The 21,202-nt window shown below is 67.8% G+C and carries 15 protein-coding genes; 9 read left to right on the top strand and 6 right to left on the bottom strand.

Features of this window, described 5'->3' with window-relative positions; genetic code table 11:
• The first annotated feature begins 2 nt into the window (after positions 1-2).
• On the top strand, positions 3-902 hold the full coding sequence (locus SK803_RS36330) for a cellulose binding domain-containing protein (RefSeq protein ID WP_319970723.1): 900 nt from the start codon (positions 3-5) through the stop codon (positions 900-902).
• Between the two features lie 3 nt (positions 903-905).
• Here the strand turns inward: SK803_RS36330 and SK803_RS36335 are convergent, their stop codons facing one another.
• Entirely contained in the window at positions 906-2,048 is a 1,143-nt protein-coding gene (locus tag SK803_RS36335) for a hypothetical protein (RefSeq protein ID WP_319970724.1), read from the bottom strand.
• 132 nt (positions 2,049-2,180) lie between these two features.
• Here SK803_RS36335 and yicI point away from each other — a divergent pair, with 132 nt between their 5' ends.
• Complete coding sequence (yicI, locus tag SK803_RS36340) at positions 2,181-4,409, top strand: alpha-xylosidase (protein ID WP_319970725.1); 2,229 nt, start codon at positions 2,181-2,183, stop codon at positions 4,407-4,409.
• Positions 4,410-4,426: 17 nt separating this feature from the next.
• Here the strand turns inward: yicI and SK803_RS36345 are convergent, their stop codons facing one another.
• Entirely contained in the window at positions 4,427-5,263 is an 837-nt protein-coding gene (locus SK803_RS36345) for an SGNH/GDSL hydrolase family protein (protein WP_319970726.1), read from the bottom strand.
• A 148-nt stretch (positions 5,264-5,411) separates the two neighbouring features.
• Here SK803_RS36345 and SK803_RS36350 point away from each other — a divergent pair, with 148 nt between their 5' ends.
• From SK803_RS36350 to SK803_RS36370, 5 genes are all read left to right on the top strand, one after another.
• The gene (locus SK803_RS36350; RefSeq protein WP_319970727.1) at positions 5,412-6,719 is read left to right on the top strand and encodes a DUF1996 domain-containing protein; all 1,308 of its coding nucleotides are present in this window, start codon (positions 5,412-5,414) and stop codon (positions 6,717-6,719) included.
• A 107-nt stretch (positions 6,720-6,826) separates the two neighbouring features.
• A complete protein-coding gene (locus SK803_RS36355; RefSeq protein WP_319970728.1) occupies positions 6,827-8,524 on the top strand; it encodes a cellulase family glycosylhydrolase in 1,698 nt (565 codons plus the stop codon).
• Positions 8,521-9,573, top strand: coding sequence for an SGNH/GDSL hydrolase family protein (locus SK803_RS36360; protein WP_319970729.1), 1,053 nt, complete (start codon positions 8,521-8,523; stop codon positions 9,571-9,573). The genes SK803_RS36355 and SK803_RS36360 overlap by 4 nt, the downstream gene beginning before the upstream one ends.
• Complete coding sequence (locus SK803_RS36365) at positions 9,570-10,415, top strand: expansin EXLX1 family cellulose-binding protein (protein ID WP_319970730.1); 846 nt, start codon at positions 9,570-9,572, stop codon at positions 10,413-10,415. Before SK803_RS36360 ends, SK803_RS36365 begins: the two co-directional genes overlap by 4 nt.
• Before the next feature lie 279 nt (positions 10,416-10,694).
• Positions 10,695-12,002, top strand: a complete 1,308-nt coding sequence (locus tag SK803_RS36370; protein ID WP_319970731.1) for a glycoside hydrolase family 6 protein — start codon at positions 10,695-10,697, stop codon at positions 12,000-12,002.
• A gap of 4 nt (positions 12,003-12,006) precedes the next feature.
• On the opposite strand, the gene SK803_RS36375 is transcribed toward SK803_RS36370, so the two are convergent.
• Positions 12,007-12,762, bottom strand: coding sequence for a hypothetical protein (locus SK803_RS36375; protein WP_319970732.1), 756 nt, complete (start codon positions 12,760-12,762; stop codon positions 12,007-12,009).
• A 247-nt stretch (positions 12,763-13,009) separates the two neighbouring features.
• Between SK803_RS36375 and SK803_RS36380 the strand changes: the two genes are divergently transcribed.
• Together SK803_RS36380 and SK803_RS36385 are read left to right on the top strand one after the other, a co-directional pair.
• On the top strand, positions 13,010-16,093 hold the full coding sequence (locus SK803_RS36380) for a glycoside hydrolase family 2 TIM barrel-domain containing protein (protein ID WP_319970733.1): 3,084 nt from the start codon (positions 13,010-13,012) through the stop codon (positions 16,091-16,093).
• A gap of 7 nt (positions 16,094-16,100) precedes the next feature.
• A complete protein-coding gene (locus SK803_RS36385; protein WP_319970734.1) occupies positions 16,101-16,988 on the top strand; it encodes an extracellular catalytic domain type 1 short-chain-length polyhydroxyalkanoate depolymerase in 888 nt (295 codons plus the stop codon).
• Positions 16,989-17,006: 18 nt separating this feature from the next.
• On the opposite strand, the gene SK803_RS36390 is transcribed toward SK803_RS36385, so the two are convergent.
• The 3 genes from SK803_RS36390 to SK803_RS36400 all read right to left on the bottom strand — a co-directional run bounded on the left by SK803_RS36390 (position 17,007) and on the right by SK803_RS36400 (position 21,202).
• Positions 17,007-18,464: a glycoside hydrolase gene (locus tag SK803_RS36390; RefSeq protein WP_319970735.1), complete on the bottom strand. Its 1,458-nt coding sequence runs from the start codon at positions 18,462-18,464 to the stop codon at positions 17,007-17,009.
• A gap of 208 nt (positions 18,465-18,672) precedes the next feature.
• On the bottom strand, positions 18,673-20,046 hold the full coding sequence (locus SK803_RS36395; RefSeq protein ID WP_319970736.1) for a glycoside hydrolase family 30 protein: 1,374 nt from the start codon (positions 20,044-20,046) through the stop codon (positions 18,673-18,675).
• A 70-nt stretch (positions 20,047-20,116) separates the two neighbouring features.
• Complete coding sequence (locus SK803_RS36400; protein WP_319970737.1) at positions 20,117-21,202, bottom strand: aldose epimerase family protein; 1,086 nt, start codon at positions 21,200-21,202, stop codon at positions 20,117-20,119.

Below are 21,202 nucleotides of genomic sequence, written 5' to 3' on the forward strand. Positions count from 1 at the left end.
CGGTGGCACGCAAGCACTTGCTGGTGATGTTGGTTCTGCTCAGCGGAGCCTGCACGGCTGATCCGGTCGCGCCGTCACCGTCCTCCCGCACCCCGCCCAAACCACCCACGCTCATCAACGAGGTGGTGCCACCACAGAACGTGATCACCGTCGTGCGAGACGTGATCGACGGCCGCACGATCGAACTCGCCGACGGCTCGAAGGTCCGCGTCACGTCGCTGGCCGCGCCCGCGCCCTGCTGGGCCGAGGCCGCACTGGCGTTCGCCAGGAAGACCCTGCTGGCCAGCTCCGTCCGGTTCACCGGCCTCGCGCCCGGCGAGATCACCCTGGAGCTGGAGGACGGCACGGACTACGCGGTGCTGGCCGTGCAACAGGGCGCGCTGCGGCCGGAAGGTGTCGACGGCGGCCCGCTGATCAACGCCCAGTCCGAGGCGGCCGCGGCCAAGCGGGGACTGTGGGGACCGCCCTGCGACGGCTCCGAGAAGTCGAAGCCCGCTCCGCCTCCGGCGGCCACGACCACCACGCCTCCCGCCGCGCCACCGCCTCCTCCTCCGGCGCCGACGACCACTCCGCCGCCCGCCAAGCCGTGTGCCGTCGCCTACCGGATCATCGGCCAGTGGCAGGGCGGCTTCCAGGCCAGCGTGACCGTGCGCAACACCGGCACGAAGACGGCGAACGGCTGGTCGCTGCGCTGGACCTTCGCCAACGGTGAGTCCATCAGGGAGATGTGGAACGCCTCGCCGCGGCAGTCCGGCGCGACGGTCACCGCGGTGAACGCCGACTACAACCCGCAGATCGCACCGGGCGGTTCGGTGCAGATCGGCTTCAACGGCAACTCACGCGGTGCGAACTCTGCGCCCGGAGCGTTCTCGTTCAACGGGGCTCAGTGCTCGGTCGAGTGACCGTTACGGGCAGACGTTCGACGTGCTGTTGTTCAGCGTGAGGTTGCGGAACGTCGTGTTGGTGCCACAAGGACTTTCGCGCACCGACGAGTTGGTCACCGTCAGGTTCTGGACGGTGATGTCGCTGTTGTTCGGGAACTCGGAGCGCGCGGCCAGCCGGATCTCCCCGCCGCCGCTGACCGTGCCGCTCTGCGCCGCGAGGTTCACGTTGTAGCAGTTCTCGATCAGGACGGCGTTGTTGCCGGTGTTCGCGAGGTCGATCCGGTCGATGGTCAGCCCGCCGCTCTCCGACACGCAGAAGACACCACGGCCGCCACCGCGGGCCCGTACGGTGCCGACGCGGATGTTGGCCGGGTAGCTGGAGCCGATGCGGCCGTTGCGGTTCGCCGTGCGGAAGGCCGCGTAACCGGTGCCCGCGCCGGCGTTCTCGGCGTCGACGGTGCCCACGGTGGCGTTGATGGTGTCGTTGAGCAGCAGGCCGGACTCGCCGACGTTGCGGGCTGTCACGGTGCCGATGGTGATGGTGTCGACGCCGTACGTTTCGACGGCGTGGCTGCTCGCGCCGGAGACGAAGACGTTGTCGATCCTGATGTTCCGGCTGCGCACGCTGGTGTTGCCGCGGTTGTCGACGCGCACGCCGAGGCCGCCGGACAGGCGCATGTCGATCTGGCCGAGGACGAGGTTGTCGACGTTGCGCATGAAGATCCCGTACAGCGGGCGGCCGGTGACGGTGAGGTAGCGCACCTCGACGTCGCGGGTGCCCCTGGAGTAGATCGGGGCCTGGTCGCCGGAACCGGTGCCGGTCACGTTGATCGTGCCGCAGACGTCGATGCCGGTGTAGCTGGGCAACGAGATGCGCGAACCCGCGCTGATCGAACCGCTGCCGCGCACCAGAACCCATTGCTTCGACGTGCGTCCCGCGGTGAGGCTGCCGACCGCGGCCTGCACGGCGGACCGCATGTCGCCGCCGGTGTAGACGGTCCGGGCGCCGTTGCGGGCGGTCCACGTGCTGCCGCTCAGCACGGCCTCGGCGTTGAACGAGCGGTCACCGCAGGCGAGAATCCGGGTTTCGGCCGCCGCGGGAACACCGCCGAGCAGCGCGGACACGGCCACGACCGCGCCCAGCCGCCACCTGGTGGAAAGCATGGGAAATCTCCGTCCGGTAAGGGAATGCGGGAATCGGCGGGGCTTCCTCACCAGGCACGTTATCGCTAACGTTTGCCGCGGGAAAGCGTGTCGAAACGGTTCGATTCGAATTCGAACGGCGAAAGCGGTCGAATGAAGTTCAGCAACGGGTACTGGCTGCTGCGCGATGGTGTGCGGGCGGCGCATCCGGTCGAGGTCTACGACATCACCCAGTCGGCGGGGGAGCTCGTGGTCCACGCGCCGACGCGCCCGATCCGCCATCGCGGCGACCTGTTGCAGGGACCGGTGGCGACGGTCCGGTTCTCCTCGCCGATGCCGGACGTGATCGGCGTGAGCCTGACGCACTTCGAGGGCGAACGGCGCAGGCGGCCGGAGTTCGCTTTGGCCACCGGCGACACGGACGTCCACCTCACCGGCGAGAGCCTCACGTCCGGCGCGCTGGAGGTGAGGATCGGGCGTGACTGGAAAGTCGAGTTCGTCGCAGGCGACGAGGTGCTGACCGCCAGCCCGGCCAAGGGCATGGGGTTCATGACGCTGGACGGTCAGCACTACGTCCGCGACCGGCTCGACCTCGGCGTCGGCGACGTGGTGTACGGGCTCGGCGAGCGTTTCGGGCCGTTGGTGCGCAATGGTCAGGTGGTCGACATCTGGAACGCGGACGGCGGCACGAGCAGCGAGCAGGCGTACAAGAACGTGCCGTTCTACCTGACCAACGCGGGTTATGGCGTGTTCGTCAACCATCCCGGCCACGTCTCGTTCGAGGTGGCGTCGGAAAAGGTGTCGTGCGTGCAGTTCAGCGTCGAAGGGCAGTCGCTGGAGTACTTCGTGATCTACGGCCCGAGCCCCAAGGAGATCCTGCGCAAGTACACGTTGCTGACCGGCCGCCCGGCGATGCCGCCGACGTGGTCGTTCGGCCTGTGGCTGTCCACCTCCTTCACCACGTCGTACGACGAGCAGACGGTGTCCGGCTTCATCGACGGCATGATCGAGCGCGATCTGCCGTTGAGCGTGTTCCACTTCGACTGCTTCTGGATGCGCGAGTACAACTGGTGCGACTTCGAGTGGGATCCGCGCACGTTCCCGGATCCGGTGGGCATGCTCGACCGGCTCAGAGCGCGCGACCTCAGGATCTCGGTCTGGATCAATCCCTATGTGGGACAACGATCTCCGCTGTTCGCCGAAGGCGTCGAGGGTGACTACCTGCTCAAGCGGCCCAACGGTGACGTGTGGCAGTGGGACCTCTGGCAACCGGGGATGGCGCTGGTGGACTTCAGCAACCCGGCCGCGCGTGAGTGGTATGCGTCCAAATTGGACGCACTGCTCGATCAGGGCGTGGACTGCTTCAAGACCGACTTCGGCGAACGCATCCCGACCGACGTCGAGTACTTCGACGGCTCCGAACCCCAGCGGATGCACAACTACTACGCCTATCTCTACAACAAGACCGTTTTCGATGTGCTGCGCAAACGCCGCGGCGACGGTGACGCGGTGGTGTTCGCCCGTGCGGCCACGGCGGGATCGCAGCAGTTCCCGGTGCACTGGGGCGGTGACTGCGAGTCGACCTACGAGGCCATGGCCGAGAGTCTGCGCGGCGGGCTTTCCCTGGGGTTGTCCGGTTTCGGCTTCTGGAGTCACGACATCGGTGGCTTCGAGGGCACCCCCGGTCCGGCGTTGTTCAAGCGGTGGATCGCGTTCGGCCTGTTGTCGTCGCACAGCCGCCTGCACGGCAGCTCGTCGTACCGCGTGCCGTGGCTGTTCGACGAGGAGGCCGTCGACGTGCTGCGGGTGTTCGCCAAGCTCAAGGCGCGGTTGATGCCGTACCTGCACCACGCCGCGCTGCAGGCGGCCACCGAGGGCACACCGATGATGCGGGCGATGGCGCTGGAATTCCCGGACGATCCGGCGTGCACGCACCTCGAACGGCAGTACATGCTCGGTGACGGCCTCCTGGTGGCGCCGGTGTTCTCCGACAGCGGCGAGGTGTCGTTCTACGTGCCGGACGGTGTGTGGACCGACTACTTCAGCGGCGCCGAGGTGCGAGGCGGCCGGTGGACAACGATGACGTGCGACTTCCTCACCGTGCCGTTGCTGGTGCGGCCGAACACCGTCCTCCCGCTCGGTGCCGTCGACGACCGCCCGGACTACGACTACGCCGACGGCGTCACGTTGCGGATCCACCAGCTCGACGACGGCGCCTCGATCACGACCGAGGTGGCCGGTTCGACGTTCCGCACCCGCCGTCGCGGCAACCGTTTCGACGTCGAGGTCGAGTCGTCGCCGTCCGGGTGGCAGGTCCAGTTTCCGTCCGGTGACCCGATTCCCGGTGCCGGCAACGCTCTCACCGTCGAGCACGTCCGGTGAGAGCGTTGCACGTCACCTCACTTGAGGTAGCTGGAGAGGGGAATCCGCTGGTCGCGCAGGGCCTTGGCGACGACACCGGCGATCTGCCTCGCTCCGGCCGCCTCGAAGTGGGTGTGGTCGTTGCAGAAGAAGGCGCCGACCGGACCCTTGGTGTAGTCACCGTCGTTGGGGCACAACTTGAGCGTGTTGTAGAGCGTGTAGCTCAGCTTGTGCAGATCGATGACGGTCGCTCCGCCGGCCCGGCCCGCGTTGGCCGTCTCGGTGAGGAAACCGCGGGTGCCGACGGCCGAGTTGCCGCTGCACCTGATCGCCGAGACCGGCGTCAGGAAGATCGGGGTGACGCCGCGATCCCTGGCCGCCTTGGCCATCATGGTGAGGAGTTCCTGATACCGGCCGGAACCCACGTGGCGGGGGCAGTTGGGGTCACCGTCGTTGATCCCGAACTGGATCATCAGGTAGTCGCCGGCCTTCATGCCGGTGGCCGGGTCGAGCATGTTCTGCCAGCGCTGGTGGAACGTCCGGGGACTCACCACGCATTCGCCCGCGGAGTCTTTGGTGCTCTTCACGTTGGATTCGTAGAGCCACGTCTGGACGCTCCTGCCCGCCACCGCGTTGTTCACCACGGTGACATCGGTGGTGAACAGCGGATCGAACTGGCTGCCCCAGCCCACCGGGCAACTGGACCGGGGATCGGCCATCGTCGAGTCGCCGGCGAGCCAGACCTTGACGGGCGCGGCACTGGCGGACACCTCGGTGGCGGGGGAGCAGCCGGGTTCGGCGGCTACCGCCGGACCAGTGCCGGTGAGGAACGGCAGGACGGCGAGTGCGACCAGGGTCAGGGAACGTTTCCGCACAATGGTCTCCAGACGGCAGGGTTGTCTGATGCGGCGAAGAAGAAAATGATCTTCGTTTTCATCGTACTGCCGAACCCCGCGTTCGACGATCATTCGAGTCGAACGTCGTCGAAATGATCCGTTCCGGTCTCCTGTCCGTACCCCGGGTATGAGCCTCTACAAAGGACAGCCCCTCGCGCTGAAGGTGGCGGCGGGTGTGCTCGGCCTGGTCGCGGTGGGCGCGCTCGCCGTGGCGACCACGAGCAGCGGCGATTCCGCTCTGGCGGACGGGGCGGACAAGAGCTCCTTCGTCGACATCACGAAGGTCAAGCCCAACGTCAAGAAACCCAGACCGGAGAACGGCGCGACCACCGGCACGTTCACGGTCGACTGCGGCCGCAACGAGAACGGGCACTTCAACCCGGACAACTTCATCGCGCAGCCCGGTGTCCTCAACGGTGCCCAGCACCTGCACGACTACGTCGGCAACCTGTCGACCGACGCCAACTCGAACAACAAGTCGCTGGAAGCGGCCGGCACGACGTGCAAGAACGGTGACAAGTCGGCTTACTTCTGGCCGGTCGTCCGCATCGATGACGACGACGAGGAGGCCGAGGCCAAGGTCGTGAGCTGCCCGGACGTCGCGGGCAAGCTGCCGGCCGTGCCGAGCCAGGCGAAGGCGGAGGTCGACCGCAACCTGGCGTTGCTGAAGACGCAGATCGACGAGGCGAACAAGCGGCTGGCGAAGAACGAGAACCCGCGCGATCCCAACTTCAACCAGAACGCCATCGTGGGGCCGTTGAAGGACAAACGGGTCGCGACCATCGACCGCATCGCCATCGCGATCGGCCGCAACGCGCAGCGTCCGCAGGGGCTCGAGCAGCTGGCACCGTGCAAGCTCGCAGGCGGCGAGGGTGGCGGCGAGAACGAACTTCCCGGCAACGACGGCGACATCCAGCGCCCGGAGGTCGCCGAGCTCACGTTCCGCGGTTCGCCGGTCGGCAAGGTCGTCGCGATGCCGAAGTTCCTGCGCGTGCTCTACGGCGACGCCAAGGTGTCGACCAACGGCACGAAGAACGCCAAGGACTCGTGGACCTGCACCGGTTTCGAGGACAAGGTGCTGATCAACAAGTACCCGGTCTGCCCGCAGGGCTCGAAGGTCAAGCGCATCCACGACTTCCCGAGCTGCTGGGACGGCAAGAACATCGACTCCGCGAAGCACCGTGAGCACATCCTGTTCCCGGATGCCAACGGCAGGTGCCAGAAGGGCTTCAAGGCTGTTCCGCAGCTGCGGATCTCGCTGACCTACAACATCCCCCGCGACATCCAGCAGCGGGGCAAGTACGCGGTCGACTCCTTCCCGGAGGAGAAGCACAACCCGTTCTCCGACCACGACGACTTCGCGAACGTGATGTCGCAGCAGATCATGAACCGCCTGGTCAACTGCGTGAACACCGGCAAGAAGTGCCGCGAGTGAATTGTCCCCGCGTTGTTCGACGATTCGACGCATCGAATTCGTCGAAGCGCATCGATTTCTGGCAGGGCGCCTTGACGACCTCAAGGCGCCGTGCCAGCTTTCGGTTCATGCCACGATTATTCGTTGACAGGCGGCCGGTCCGCTGGCTCATCGGTTCGGTGGTGGCCGCGATGGTCGCCGTGAGCGTCACGCCGGTCGCTGTCGCGGACGTCCGGGCCCGCGGTGCGATGGATCAGGTCGCGGCGATGCAACCGGGGTGGAACCTCGGCAACACGCTCGACTCGACCGGCTCCGACGAGACGTCGTGGGGCAACCCGCGCATCACGGAAGCCTTGCTGGACAACGTGAAGAGCCAGGGCTTCAGGAGCGTCCGGCTGCCCGTCACGTGGAGCGCGCACCTGGCGTCCAACGGCACGATCGAGGCGGCGTACCTCAACCGCGTGCAGGAGGTCGTGCGCTGGGCGTTGGCGCGCAACCTCTACGTGATGGTCAACATCCACCACGACTCGTGGCAGTGGATCAACGCCATGCCCGGTGATCGCACCGGGGTGTTGAACCGCTTCAACGCGGTGTGGACGCAGCTGTCCGCCGCGTTCCGCGATTTCGGGCCGAAGCTGACGCTGGAAAGCGTGAACGAGCCGCAGTTCGCCGGCAGTTCCGGGCAGGCTCAGGAAATCCAGCTGCTGAACGAGCTCAACGCGTCGTTCCGCGACATCGTGCGCCGGTCCGGCGGTCACAACGCGACCCGCCTGCTGGTCCTGCCGACGCTGCACACGTCGGCCGATCAGCCGCTGATCGACGCGCTGGCGAGCCAGATGCGCGGGTTCAACGATCCCAACCTGGCCGCGACGGTCCACTACTACGGCTACTGGCCGTTCAGCGTGAACATCGCGGGCGGGACGCGGTTCGACGCCACCGCGCAGAACGACCTCACGGGCTACTTCGACCGCGTGCACGCCGCGTTCGTCGCGAAGGGCGTCCCGGTGATCCTCGGTGAGTACGGCCTGCTGGGCTTCGATCGGCACACCGGGACCATCGAGCAGGGCGAGAAGCTGAAGTTCTTCGAGCACCTCGGCTACTACGCGCGTACCAAGAAGATCACCACGATGCTGTGGGACAACGGCCAGCACCTCGGTCGCACGTCGTTCCAGTGGAGCGACCCGGAGCTCTTCGCACAGATCAGGTCGAGCTGGACGACGCGGTCCGGCACCGCGTTCACCGACCAGGTGTTCAACGCGAAGTCGAGCGACATCACCGCCAAGACGATCACGTTGAACCTCAACGGAACCTCGTTCTCGGGGCTGTGGCAGGGCAACACGGCACTGGTCCGCGGCCGGGACTACACCGTCGCGGGAGATCAGCTCACGCTGACCGCGCAGGCGTTGACCAGGCTGAGCGGATCGCGGCAGTACGGCACCAACGCGGTGCTGACCGCCCGCTTCTCTCAGGGCGTGCCGTGGAAGTTCAACGTCATCACCTACGACCGGCCGGTGCTCTCGAACGCCGGTGGGACAACGGGTTCGTTCGCGATCCCGACGGCTTTCCGCGGTGACCTCCTCGCGACGATGGAAGCGAAGTACGACGACGGCACGAACGCCGGTCCGAACGACTGGACGTCGTTCAAGGAGTACGACCGCACGTTCGCACCGAACTACTCAGCTGGCACCACGGCCGTGACGGCGGAGTTCTTCAACGCTGTCAGGGACAACGCGCGGGTGACGCTCACGTTCCACTACTGGAGCGGCACCAAGGTGACCTACTACGTGACCAAGTCGGGCAGCACGGTGACGGGAGCGATCGCATGATCCGCGCAACGGTTGTCGTCCTCGTCGCGGCGCTGCTCGGCGCACCCGCGGTTCAAGCCGCGCCCGGTGCGCTGGACAGGGCGCACACCGCGGGCAGGGTGACCAAGCAGGTCCAGTACACCTGGCCCGGCGTCTACTTCGAGGGCCGGTTCCGCGGCACCAGCGTCGGGATCTCGCTCAACGACTCGTCGAGCTACTACGACGTGCAGATCGACGGTCGAACGGTTTCGACGCTGGTCAAACCGGGCCGGACCACCTACTGGGTGCGCAACCTGAGCAACGCCGAGCACCGCGTCCGGCTCGTCAAGCGGTCCGAAAGCCCTTGGGCCGCAGGGGAGTTCGGCGGGTTCGTGGGGAACGTGCTGTCGAAGCCGGCGGCCAGGGCCAGGCAGATCGAGTTCATCGGCGACTCGCTGACCGCGGGCTACGGCAACCTGTCCACCACCCGTGACTGCTCGGCGAACGGCGGCGTCGACCGCAACACCAACACGGACCTGAGCTTCGGCGCGCTCACCTCCCGTGCGCTGAACGCCGACTACCAGGTCAACGCGTTCTCCGGCCGCGGCATGGTGCGCAACTACGGCGGCGGCGAACCCGGCACCAGCTACCGCACCTACTACGACCGGGCGTTGCTGAACGTCGACGGCGACGTGTGGCAGAACCCCGGCACGTGGCGGCCGCAGCTGATCGTGGTCGGCCTGGGCACCAACGACTTCTCCACCGCGCTCAAGCCCGGTGAGCAGTGGTCCACGCCGCAGGACCTCGTGGCCGCGTACAAGTCGGCCTATCAAGGATTTCTCGACAAGCTGCGGGCCAGGTACGGTCCCGGCACGACGATCGTGGTGAGCGTGCCGGAGGGCTCCGGGACGTTCGCCGACGCCGCGCGGCAGGTCGTGCAGGAGCGGGCTGACAGCCGGGTCCGCTACTGGAACTACGCCGATCCGGCGTTGGACCGGCTCGGTTGCGACTGGCACTTCTCGCAGCGCGACCACCAGCTGATCTCCGGGCTGCTGAAGGACTACATCGCTGGATTGGGGCTTGCTTGGTGACGAGACGTCGACTCGCGGTGCTGCTCGTGGGGGCGTTGGCACTGGTGGCAGTGGGTGTGGCGGTGTGGGGCAACGCGGACGTGACCGGCCGCGCCGTCGCTGCCGCCATCCCCACGACCACCGAGGCCACGACGACACCACCAGTCCCGGTGGCACCGTCCTCGTCGGCGGCGCCGCCGACGTCCTCGGTACCTCCGTCCTCCCCACCGCCGGCGGCCGGCACACCGTTGGCAGGCCAGATCAAACCGGGTGTCACCCGCAGTGGTCCGGCGACGTTCTACACCTCCGACGGTGGCGGTGCGTGCTCGTACGACCCAGGCCCGGATCCGCTGACGGTCGCGATGAACTGGTCGGACTACGAGGACGCGAAGGCCTGCGGCGCCTACGTCCTGGTGCGGGCGGCGAACGGCAAGAGCGTCACGGTCCGGGTGACGAACCTCTGCCCGGCGCCGTGCCGGGTCGGCCAGCTGGACCTGAGCAGGGAGGCGTTCGCCCTGCTGGCGGATCCGCGGGCGGGGGAGATCCCGGTGACGTGGACGCTGGTGAGCCCGCCGCTGGAGAAGAAGATCGCCGTGCGCTACAAGACCGGGTCCAGTCAGTGGTGGTGCGGGATCCAGGTGATCGACCACCGCAACCCGGTGGCACGCCTGGAGGTTCAGGCAGGCGGGCAGTGGAGGGAACTGCGCCGCGCCGAATACAACTACTTCCTCTCCGAGAACGGCTCCGGTTGTGGTGGGTCCATCGCGATCACCGACGTCCACGGTGAGCGCCTCGTGGTGACCCCGCTGCCGGTCAGGCCGGACGTGGTTCAGCCGACCAGTCTGCAGTTCACCGCGCACTGAGACCTGGGAACGCTCCCATACTGTTCGGCCCAACGGCAGCGGTTTTCGTTGTTCCTGGCCGCCGGAACGGTCTAGTGCGCCAGGAGTCGGGCCACTCTGGGTCTTCTTGCTTCCGTCTTGCGTTCTGCCTGCTGTGATCGGTTTTCGACGATTGGCGTCTGGCGGTCACCGACCGTGCCGGTGCTTGTCGAACCCGTTCGACGAACCCCTTTCCGAACGGCCGATCCGCCAATAGAGTGTGCCGCCAGTCTGGGAGCGCTCCCAGAATGAGGAGGCAGGATGCGCAACAAAGGAGTCGCCGCCGGCATCGCTGTGGCCACGCTCGCGGCCACAGCGGCCGCGGTCTTGGGCAGCGCGCAGGCGGCCGCGTCGCCGTTCTACGTCGACCCGGACACCAGCGCGGCCCGGTGGGTCGCGGCGAACCCCGGCGACTGGCGCACGCCGATGATCCGCGACCGGATCGCGAGCGTGCCGCAGGCCAGGTGGTTCACCACCACCAACACCAGCACGGTGCGAGGCGAGGTGGACGCCTTCGTGGGCGCCGCCGCGGCCGCCGGCAGGATCCCGATCCTGGTGGTCTACGACATCCCGAATCGCGACTGCGGTGGGGCGAGCGGCGGCGGCGCGCCCTCGCACAGCGCGTACCGGGCATGGGTGGACCAGGTGGCTGCGGGGCTGGCGGGACGGCCGGCGGCGATCGTGCTGGAGCCGGACGTGCTGCCGTTGATGACGAACTGCCAGAGCGCCGGTCAGCAGGCCGAGACCACGGCGTCGATCGCCTACGCGGGCAAGCGGCTCAAGGCGGGGTCCGGGCAGGCCAAGGTCTACATCGACATCGGGCACTCCGCATGGCTCGCGCCGGGCGAGGCAGCGGCCCGGTTGCGGGCGGCGGACATCTCGAACAGCGCCGACGGCATCTCGACCAACGTGTCCAACTACCGCTCGTCGTCCGACGAGGTGGCGTTCGCCAGGGCGGTGCTCAACTCGGTCGGCGACTCCCGGCTGCGCGCGGTGATCGACACCAGCCGCAACGGCAACGGTCCCGCCGGCAGCGAGTGGTGCGACCCGGCGGGCCGGGCGATCGGCACGCCGAGCACCGACCAGACCGGTGACGGTCAGATCGCCGCGTTCCTGTGGGTCAAGCTGCCCGGCGAGGCGGACGGGTGCATCGCGGGCGCAGGCCAGTTCGTGCCGCAACGCGCGTACGAACTGGCCAGCGCCGGAAGGCCGCCGTCGAGCACCACCACCACTACCACCACGACAACTCCGCCGGCGCAGGGCGGCTGCAAGGCCACGCACAAGGTGACGAGCAGCTGGTCCGGCGGCTACGGCGGCGAGATCGTCATCGAGAACCGGGCGGCGCCGATCAACGGCTGGAAGTTCACCTTCTCCGCGCCCGGCGTGACCGTGAGCCAAGGTTGGAACGGCACCTGGGCCGACCAGGGTGACGTCGTGGAAGTCAGCAACGCGGCCTGGAACGGCTCTGTCGGCACCGGCGGGACCGTCACCATCGGTTTCAACGCGACCTATGGCGGCGGCACCCCGCCGTTCCTGTCGCCGACGCTGAACGGGGTGGTCTGCGGGTGAGAGCTCAGCAGCCGATCCGCTTGGTCGCCAGTGCGATGTCGTCCATCCAGAGGTCGTACGCGCCGTCGTTCTGCTGGTAGAGCTGCCAGCCGAACTTGACGGTGTCGAAGCGCGGGAACAAGAAGTCCACCGGGTTCCCGCCGTGGTTGCGCGTCGAAACGGTGAGGTCGGGCTGAGGGACGCCGTCGAACCAGATTTCGATCCGGTTGTCGGCGGCGTCCATCCGCCACTCGACGCACTGCCACACGTCCTCGCGGGACGGAGCCGACTCGCGCCAGTTCGTCCAGTCACCGGTCGGCCCGCCGTCCGCGCCCACACCCCACAGCGCACGGTCCACAGTGGGCACGTACTGACCGCCCAGCGGCCGCACGATCTCCGGCCCCTGACCGGTGGCCTCGATCAGGGTGTAGTGGGCCCAGTCGGGCCGGCGCGGGAAGGCGTCGGTCCTGAGCCGCACCCGCCCGTAGAAGCTGTTGCCGGGCGCCGAGAAGTCCTCCACGCGCAGGAACGCCCGGCCGTTGCGTTCGGTGTGCACCCGCAGAACCCGTTGGCCGCGCGGCGCCTTCTCCACGGTGAGCGTGCCGTGGCTGGTGTCGACGCCCCACCTGAGGCTGGTTGCGCCGCCGAGCGGCACGGACTGGAAGTCCTCGCAGAACAACACGCCGGGGCGGGAGCACGAAGGGGAGTGGGCCGCGGCGGCTGGTGCGGCGGCGACGAGGTGCAGAGCCAGGACCACGGAGAGCGCTTTCCGCATTGACATGCCTGAAAACCTAGGAGAACTTCCGAGCGGCGGGCAACCCGCCGATCGCGCGGATTTTGTTTTCTTTCAACGGTTTGTCATCTGACGAAGGGGATCATCGGACTTGCGCAGGACATGGGTAAGCGCTTTCCTGGAGACGAGTAACGGCGTCGGCGGGCGCGAGAATCGTGACAGGCGGTGAGTTTTGACCATTCGACGATCGAATCGACAGTCGAACAAACTCTGGGCACTCGTTCTCTGCTGGGTGGTGGTGGCCGGGCTGTGCGCCGTCCCGGCATCAGCGGAGGCGGAGCGGGTCCGGCCGGCTGGGAGGAGCGTCGACTTCACAGGAGGGTGGCAGTTCGCCCTGGTCAACACCACCGGCGAGGACGCTCCACAGCCCGCTGACAACGACGCGGCGTGGCGGGACACGCGGCTGCCGCACGACTGGAGCATCGGGCTCGACCCCGTCGAAGGTCCGCACACCGGCGCCGGAACAGGGTTTCTGCCTGGCGGCCTCGGCTGGTATCGCAAGACTTTCACGCTGCCGTCGTCGATGGCGGGAAAGAAGTTGTCGATCGAATTCGACGGCGTCTACATGGACTCCGAGGTGTATCTCAACGGCGTGCTGATCGGCCGTCATCCCTATGGCTACACCGGATTCGCTTATGATCTCAACGCTCGCGCCGACGGCACGCCGAACGTCCTCGCGGTGAAGGTGCGCAACCAGGTGCCCAGCAGCCGGTGGTACTCGGGCAGCGGCATCTACCGCGACGTCCGGCTGGTCGTGACCGAGCCCGCGCACGTCACGCGGCACGGCGTGCAGGTGACGACACCTGAGCTGGAGACCACGATCAAGTCCGGTTTCGCCACGATGCGGGTGGCGACGACCGCCGTCAGCGAGCACAGTGCTCAAGCCGAGATCGTCTCGACGGTCAAGGACCCGCGCGGACGGATCGTCGGCAGAGGTACGGCCCGCGCCCCGCTCGCAGCGGAACCTAGCACCACGACCACGGACATCAGGATCGCCAAGCCTGCCCTGTGGTCGGTGGACCAGCCGAACCTGTACACGGTGGACACCGAGATCCGGGTCGGCGGCAGGACCGTGGACGTGGTCAGCACTCGTACCGGCATCCGGTACTTCGCGTTCGACCCGGACAACGGCTTCTCGCTCAACGGCGCGGAGATGAAGCTCAAGGGCGTCAACCTCCACCACGACCTGGGCGCGCTCGGCTCGGCGGTCTCGTCCGACGCGATCGCCCGGCAGCTGCGGATCATGAAGAGCATGGGCGTGAACGCCGTGCGCACCTCGCACAACCCGCCCTCGCCGCAGTTCATCAGGGCGTGCGAGGAACTGGGGATCCTGCTGCAGGTCGAGGCGTTCGACACCTGGCGGACGCCCAAGGTGAAGAACGACTACGGCCGGTTCTTCGACGCCAACAGCAGCGCCGACCTCCGCGAGATGGTGCACGCGGCCAAGAACTCGCCGTCGGTGGTGATGTGGTCCATCGGCAACGAGATCCCCGACTCCAGCTCCGCCGCGGGCCCGCCCATCGCGCGGCGGCTCATCGACGACGTCCGCGCCGTCGACACCACCCGCCCGATCGTGATGGGCAGCGACCGGTACCGCCGGGTGCCCGCGATCGGCTCACCGCAGGACCAGATCCTGCAGATGCTCGACGGGCTGGGCCTGAACTACAACGACGCGTCCTCGATCGACCAGCTGCACGCCCGTTACCCCGGCAAGTTCTTCTTCGAGGCCGAGTCGTCGTCCTCCACGTCGACCCGCGGTTACTACCAGGACCCGGACCAGCTCAACACCGGTGAGAACTACACGCCGGGCAAGCGCAACACCTCCTCTTACGACAACAACCTGGAGACGTGGACCTACAGCGGTGAGTACGGACTGAAGAAGGACCGCGACCGCAAGTGGTTCGCCGGGCAGTTCCTGTGGACCGGCATCGACTACATCGGTGAACCCACGCCGTACAACGTGTTGCCGGTGAAGGCGTCGTTCTTCGGCGCGGTCGACACGGCCGGGTTCCCGAAGGACTTCTACCACCTGTTCCGCAGTCAGTGGAGCACCGAGCCGATGGTGCACCTGCTGCCGATGAACTGGACGAACCACAAGCTCGGTGAGCCGGTCTCGGTGTGGACGTACAGCAACGCGGACACCGTCGAGCTGTACCTCAACGGCAAGTCGTTGGGGGAGCGGAAGTTCGACACGAAGACCACCGTCTCCGGTTCGACGTACCTGGAGACCACCGAGGCGACCGGCGACGACAAGACCGTGACCACCGGCCCCTATCCCGGCAGCTACACCAGCCCGAACGGCAGCGCGGGCAAGCTGCACCTGACCTGGTCGGTGCCGTTCCAGCCGGGACGGCTCGTCGCGGTGGCGAGAAAGGCAGGCGTCGAGGTCGCGAGGGACGAGGTCCGCACCGCGGGCGAGCCGCATGCTCTCCGGCTGACACCGGATCGCAAGGTGACGAAGGCCGACGGCAAGTCGCTCACGTTCGTCACCGCCGAGGTCGTCGACCGCGCGGGCGTGGTCGTGCCGGAGGCGGACGACCTGATCTCGTTCCAGGTCCGGGGTGGCGGCCTGGCCGGTCTCGACAACGGCCGTCAGGAGAGCGCGGAGAACTACCAGGCGGACTCGCGCACCGCGTTCAACGGCAAGGCGCTGGCGATGGTCCGATCAGGACAGTCGGCGGTGATCTCCGTGACGGCACGGGCGCCGGGACTGCGGACCGCGACGACGCTCGTCGCGGCGACAGGCGGGAGGCGGTGCGGGGTGCGGTCTGGCGCCGAGTCCGCACCCGCGCCGGAACCGTGCACTGCGGCCAGCTCGCTTCCGGCGACCGGTGGACGGCCAGGCGGCGTGCAGACCGGCGACGATTCGCCACCCGCACCCGCACCCGCCCCGGCACCGACGGCGGACGCGAGCTACTCGGGCGCCGTCGACACCGTCCCGGCCGCGATGCTCGACGTAAACGTCTCGACGTACTGGTCGAACTACTACCTCAAGCGCCCCACGGGGCTGTTGCCGCAGGTGAGCCGGGCGCACGCGACGGACTGGGTGTCGCTGCCGGTGCCGGGAGGTTCGGCCGGCTCGGTGCGGGCCTCGTTCCTCGCCAACGCGGCACACGCGTTGCCCGCCTCGATCGCGGTGTCGTACTGGAACGGCGAGAAGTTCGTGCCGGTACGTGACGCGAAGATCGACTGGGGCGGCTCCGTGAGCATCACCTTCGCTCCGGTGCGCAGCGATCGCCTCCGCCTGGACCTCACCAGCTCGGCACCGGGAACCGATCACGGGTTCATCGGCATCTCGCAAGCCTCGGTTGGACGTTAGGAGCGTCATGTTCCGCATAGCTCTGGCTGTAGCTGTCCTGCTCGGCCTGGTGGTCACACCTCAGGCCGCCGCGGCCTCGCTCGTCGAGGTCACGAACTTCGGCCCCAACCCCAGCAACCTCCGCCTGCACGTCTACAAACCGGACCGCGTCGCCGCCCGTCCCGGCATCCTGCTGGCCGTGCACTACTGCACCGGCTCCGGCCCGGACTTCCACAACGGCGCGGAGTTCGGGCGGCTGGCCGACCGGTACGGGTTCGTCATCGTCTACCCGTCGGTCACCCGCGCCGACAAGTGTTTCGACGTCTCGTCACCGCAAGCGCTTCGCCGTGACGGCGGCAGCGACCCGGTCGGGATGATGTCGATGGTCCGGTGGGCGTTGGGGACGTACGGGGGAGACCCGGCCCGCGTGTACGTCACCGGTGTCTCGTCCGGCGCCATGACGACCAACGTGATGGTCGCCAACTACCCCGACGTCTTCCAGGCAGGAGCCGCGTTCGCCGGAGTGCCGGACGGCTGCTTCGCGACGGACAACGGCTCCACCTGGAACACCGAGTGCGCCAACGGCCGGGTGCTCAAGTCGCCGCGTGAGTGGGGCGACATCGCGCGGTCGGCGTTCCCCGGCTACAACGGCAAACGGCCGCGCATGCAGCTCTGGCACGGCACCGCTGACGACGTGCTGCGCTACCCGAACCTCGGCGAGGAAGTCGACCAGTGGACCAACGTCCACCGGTTGCCGACCACGCCGACGTCCACCGACCATCCGCAGGCGAACTGGACCCGCCGCCGGTACGGCGACAAGGTCGAGTCGATCTCGATGCAGAACGTCGGGCACAACCTCATGACGTCCGGGATGGCGTTGCGCGCCATCCAGTTCTTCGGCCTGGACCGGCGGTAGAACGCGCGTCGCGGCCGGTCAGACGGACACCCCGTCGAGCTGGAAGGTCTGCACCTGACCGGCCGCGAACGGAACCTGGAGGAGCTTGCCGTTCAGGCGCACGTCGGTGCGCTGGGCGTACCGGTCGCTGCCGCTGGTCGTCGAGGTGGACCAGCGGGTGATCAACCCGGTCGGCAGCGTGCCGAACCTGGCCAGGTCGAAGGTGATCGTCTGCGCCGAGGTGGCGGTGTTGACGGCCACGAGCACGAGCCGCCGGGCGGCGGGATCGTAGGCCACGGCGGCGTTTCCGGTGGACGCCGAGATGATCCGCATACCGGGCCGGATGTGCCGGGTGAACTGCGCCAGCACGTAGAGCTTGTTCTGCACGGCGCCCGGCTGCAGCGTGTTCTGGTCGTAGGCGATCAACGCCCAGGCCGGCGTCGGGTCCATCACCTGCCAGTAGCACCACGCCGTCGGGTGCAGCCAGCGCCAGTCCAGGCACAGGTTGCTCGCCATCGAGAGCCCGGTGCCCTCGTTGTCGCCGTACTCGGAGTTCCACAGCACCTTGCCCGCCGTCCTGGCATCGGCGTGGAGGAGGTCGCGGCGGCCTCCGGAACCCTGGTAGCCGTGCACGTTGATCTGGTTCACGACGGACTTCGTGTTGGCGTCGAAGGAGTTCCACGTGCTGCGCGCCACGTCGTAGTTGGTCTCGTCGGATGCGGAGATGCGCGTTGCGGACAGCTCGCGGGTGTTCAGCTCCTCACGCAGGTACTGCAGCACGGTCCGTTGGAGTGACGGATCGAAGTGGCAGCCTTCTTGCTTTCCGGTCGCCGACCAGTAGGCGGACGCGGGCTCGTTGAACGGATCGACCGTACGGAACGTGACGCCGAAACGGTCGCGGAACTGTCGGGTGACCTCGGCCAGGTACGCGGCGTGGGTGCGGTAGTTCCACGACTGCAGGTTGTTGCTGCTCGCGTTGGCGGCGCCGGAAGGGTTGTGGTTGAGGCACATCCACCACGCCGGTGAGTTGGAGAACAGCTCCGTGATCGCACCGCGCGCAACAGCCTTCACCACGGAGGCGCGTTGTTTCGCGTCCGCACCCCACTGCCACGAGCCGGGGTCGGTCACCCGCCAGTCCTGCCAGAACGTCTCGATCTGCTTGAAGCGCGGGATGTTCGGCGACGCGACCATGCTCTCGCCCTCGACGGAGTTCCAGCTGCAGGCGCCGAGGTTGTAGCGGGCGATGTTCATGCCAAGTCCGGGCAGTGTCGTTCCGTTGTACGTGACGGACTTCGTGGTGAACCACAGGTCCGCGAAGTCGTCGCGGTCGCCGAACACGTTGGCCCACCAGGCGAGCGACGTGCCCCAGCCCTCCCACGTGCCGTAACTCGTGCCGGGGTCGATGGTGATCGTCTGGTCGGCGCGCGCGTTCACTCCCAGCGCGGTCGCGGCGACGGCGGCTGCTGTGCCGTGCAGCACAGTCCTGCGGTTGACCATGAATTCTCCCTGGGGATTCGGCAGGTCTGCTGTTCGGCGTCTGCAAGTACCACCAACTCATGATCGAACCGCCGCTACCTGCACCCAACTCGGCGGCGATGCCTGACTCCGTCAGTGCGGCCGCGGGGTGGAACAGCCAGGTTGGTAGTAGGAAAGTGCCTGCTGATGTTGAGTTGGTGGTACTTGCAAACGCCATCCGGCCGGGGAGTCATGGCGTGATCCGGTAGGTGATCAGCGCGCGGGCGGGCACGGTAGCGGTGAACGTGCCGCTGGCGACGCGGACGGGGGACTGGGCCGTGGTGCTGCCGGTGGCGCTGGTCAGGTACGGGGTCGCGGACCCGGTCGAGATCCCGCTGTTCCTGAGCGCGTACGAGACGGAACTGGCGCTGGCGCCGGTGTTGAGTGCGACGACGGCGAGGGAACCGTCGGCGTTGCGGAAGGCGGACAGCCGCAGAGCGCCGTTCGAGGTCGTCGCGCCGACCCTGGTCGCGTCGGGACGGATGAACCGGCTGTAGTTCGCCAGCGCCCACAGCCGTTTGGACACGTGGTAGCCGTCGCCGTCCATCTGGATCAGGCCTCGGGTGGCGCCGACCGACGCGCCGTACCAGTACACGTAACCGTTGGCGTTGCCGGTGGTGAGTGCGGTGTGCACGGCGTTGGCGATGGTGAAGCCGTCGTAACCGCTGCCGTCGTCCCAATTCTCGTTCCACGTCGTGCCGTTGGGCGACCACTCCGACATCCACGTGTGCCGCGAGGTCGGCAGCGGGCCGGTGATCGGGGACGCGTACGTGTGGCCGGCGTGCGTGGCGACGATGCGGCGTGCCGTCGCGTCGGCCTCGATCGCCTTGCTGTAGGCGGCTTGCTGGTCCCAGCCGAACGAGTCGCAGCAGGCGACCTTCAGGCCTGTCGCGATCGGCCCGAGGACCTTGGTGAACTCCACCGCCTGGGCCGGGGTGAACCGCATCGACGAGTAGGTGGCGGTGTAGTCGGGTTCGTTGGTGAACCCGATGTCGGTGATCCTGATGCCTTCCTGGGCGTAGAACTTCGCGTACTGCACCAGGTAGTTCGCGTAGGCGCGGCGCCAGTCACCGCTCGCGCAGGACGCGCCGGACAGACCGCAGAGACTGCCGCCGTTGGCTTCGTCGCCGTTGGTCTTCATGTAACCGGGTGCGCTCCACGCGTTGGCGTAGAAGCGGTTCACCCCGTACGCCTTGGCCTGCTGTGCCAGCCACACCTGGCTCTCGTCGTCACGGTCCCAGACGTAGCGCGGGGTCGCGGTGGGGCCGCCGGGGTCCGCCGGCTGGATGGAGTTGGCCGCCGTCGATCCGATGCCCAGTCGCAGGACGGACATGCCCGCGCCGGAGGTGCGGGACAGCAGCAGGTCGAGGATCTCCCGCTGTTTCGGCGCGGACAGTCCTTGCGAACCGTGCATGATCTCGGCCCGGCCGAACGCCTCGGAGAACCCGAAACCGTCTATCCGCTGGTGTTTGCGGGCGACGTCGACGGTCGCGGTGGTGGCCGCGGCCGGAACGACGGGCGAGCTGAGGAGGAGCAGTGCTGAGACAGCTACCGCGGGGATCATTCCTCCAGAATGCGGTAACCCTTGTGGTACAAGCAATCCAGAGCAGATCTTCGACTCGAATTCGACCGTTTCAGCCGACGGTCAGCTCGTAGACCGTTTCCTGGTGGTAGGTCTCGCCGGGACGCAGCACGGTGCTCGGGAAGTCCGGGCGGTTCGGCGAGTCGGGAAAGTGCTGTGCCTCCACCGCGAAACCCGCCCCGTGGTGGTACGGACGGCCGCTCGTGCCGACCAGCGCGTCGGTGAGGAAGTTGCCGGAGTAGAACTGCAGGCCCGGTTCGGTCGTCCAGGTCGTGAGCGTCCGGCCGGAACCGGGCTCGTGGGCCCGCGCCGCGAACGAACCGGGGTCCAGCACCCAGTTGTGGTCGTACCCGTGGCCGATCCGCAGCTGGGGATCGGGCGTGCCGATGCGGGCGCCGATCGGGGTGGCTTCGCGGAAGTCGAACGGCGTGCCGTCCACCGGGACCGGATCGCCCTGGGGGATGAGGCTCTCGTCGACCGCGCAGAACGACCCGGCGCGGATCGTCAGCAGGTGGTCGTGGACGTCGCCGGATCCTTCGCCGGCGAGGTTCCAGTACGTGTGGTTGGTCAGGTTCAGCACGGTCGGCGCGTCGGTTTCCGCGCGGTAGCTGATGGTCAGCCGGTTCCGCTGGTCCAGGCGGTAGGTCACCGCGGTCGTCACGCGGCCGGGAAAGCCCTGGTCGCCGTCCGGGCTGACGTGGCTGAGCCGTACCCCGACACCGTCCTCGCCGGTGAACGTGCTCGCCTGCCAGACGTGCGTGTCGAACCCCGAGACGCCGCCGTGCAGGCAGTTGTCGTTCTCGTTGGCGGACACGCGGTACGTCGAGCCGTCGAGGCTGAACGCCGCGCCGCCGATCCGGTTGGCGTAGCGGCCGATCAGGGCGCCGAAGAACACCCGGCCCGCGTCCGGCCGGTTGTTGGCCAGGTAGCCCTCGAGATCCGCGAACCCGAGCACCACGTTGGCCGGGGTGCCGTGCCGGTCCGGCGCGTCGATCGACTGGACCACGCCGCCCAGGTCGAGCACCCGGACGGTGATCCCGCCCGGATTGGCCAGCACGTACCGGTGCACGTCGGTGTCACCGATCCTGCCGAAGTGTTCGCTGCTGACCGTGGGGGTGGCGGTGCCGGATCGCTGCAT

It is taken from the genome of Lentzea miocenica (assembly GCF_033949945.1).
Classification (GTDB): Bacteria; Actinomycetota; Actinomycetes; order Mycobacteriales; family Pseudonocardiaceae; genus Lentzea; species Lentzea miocenica.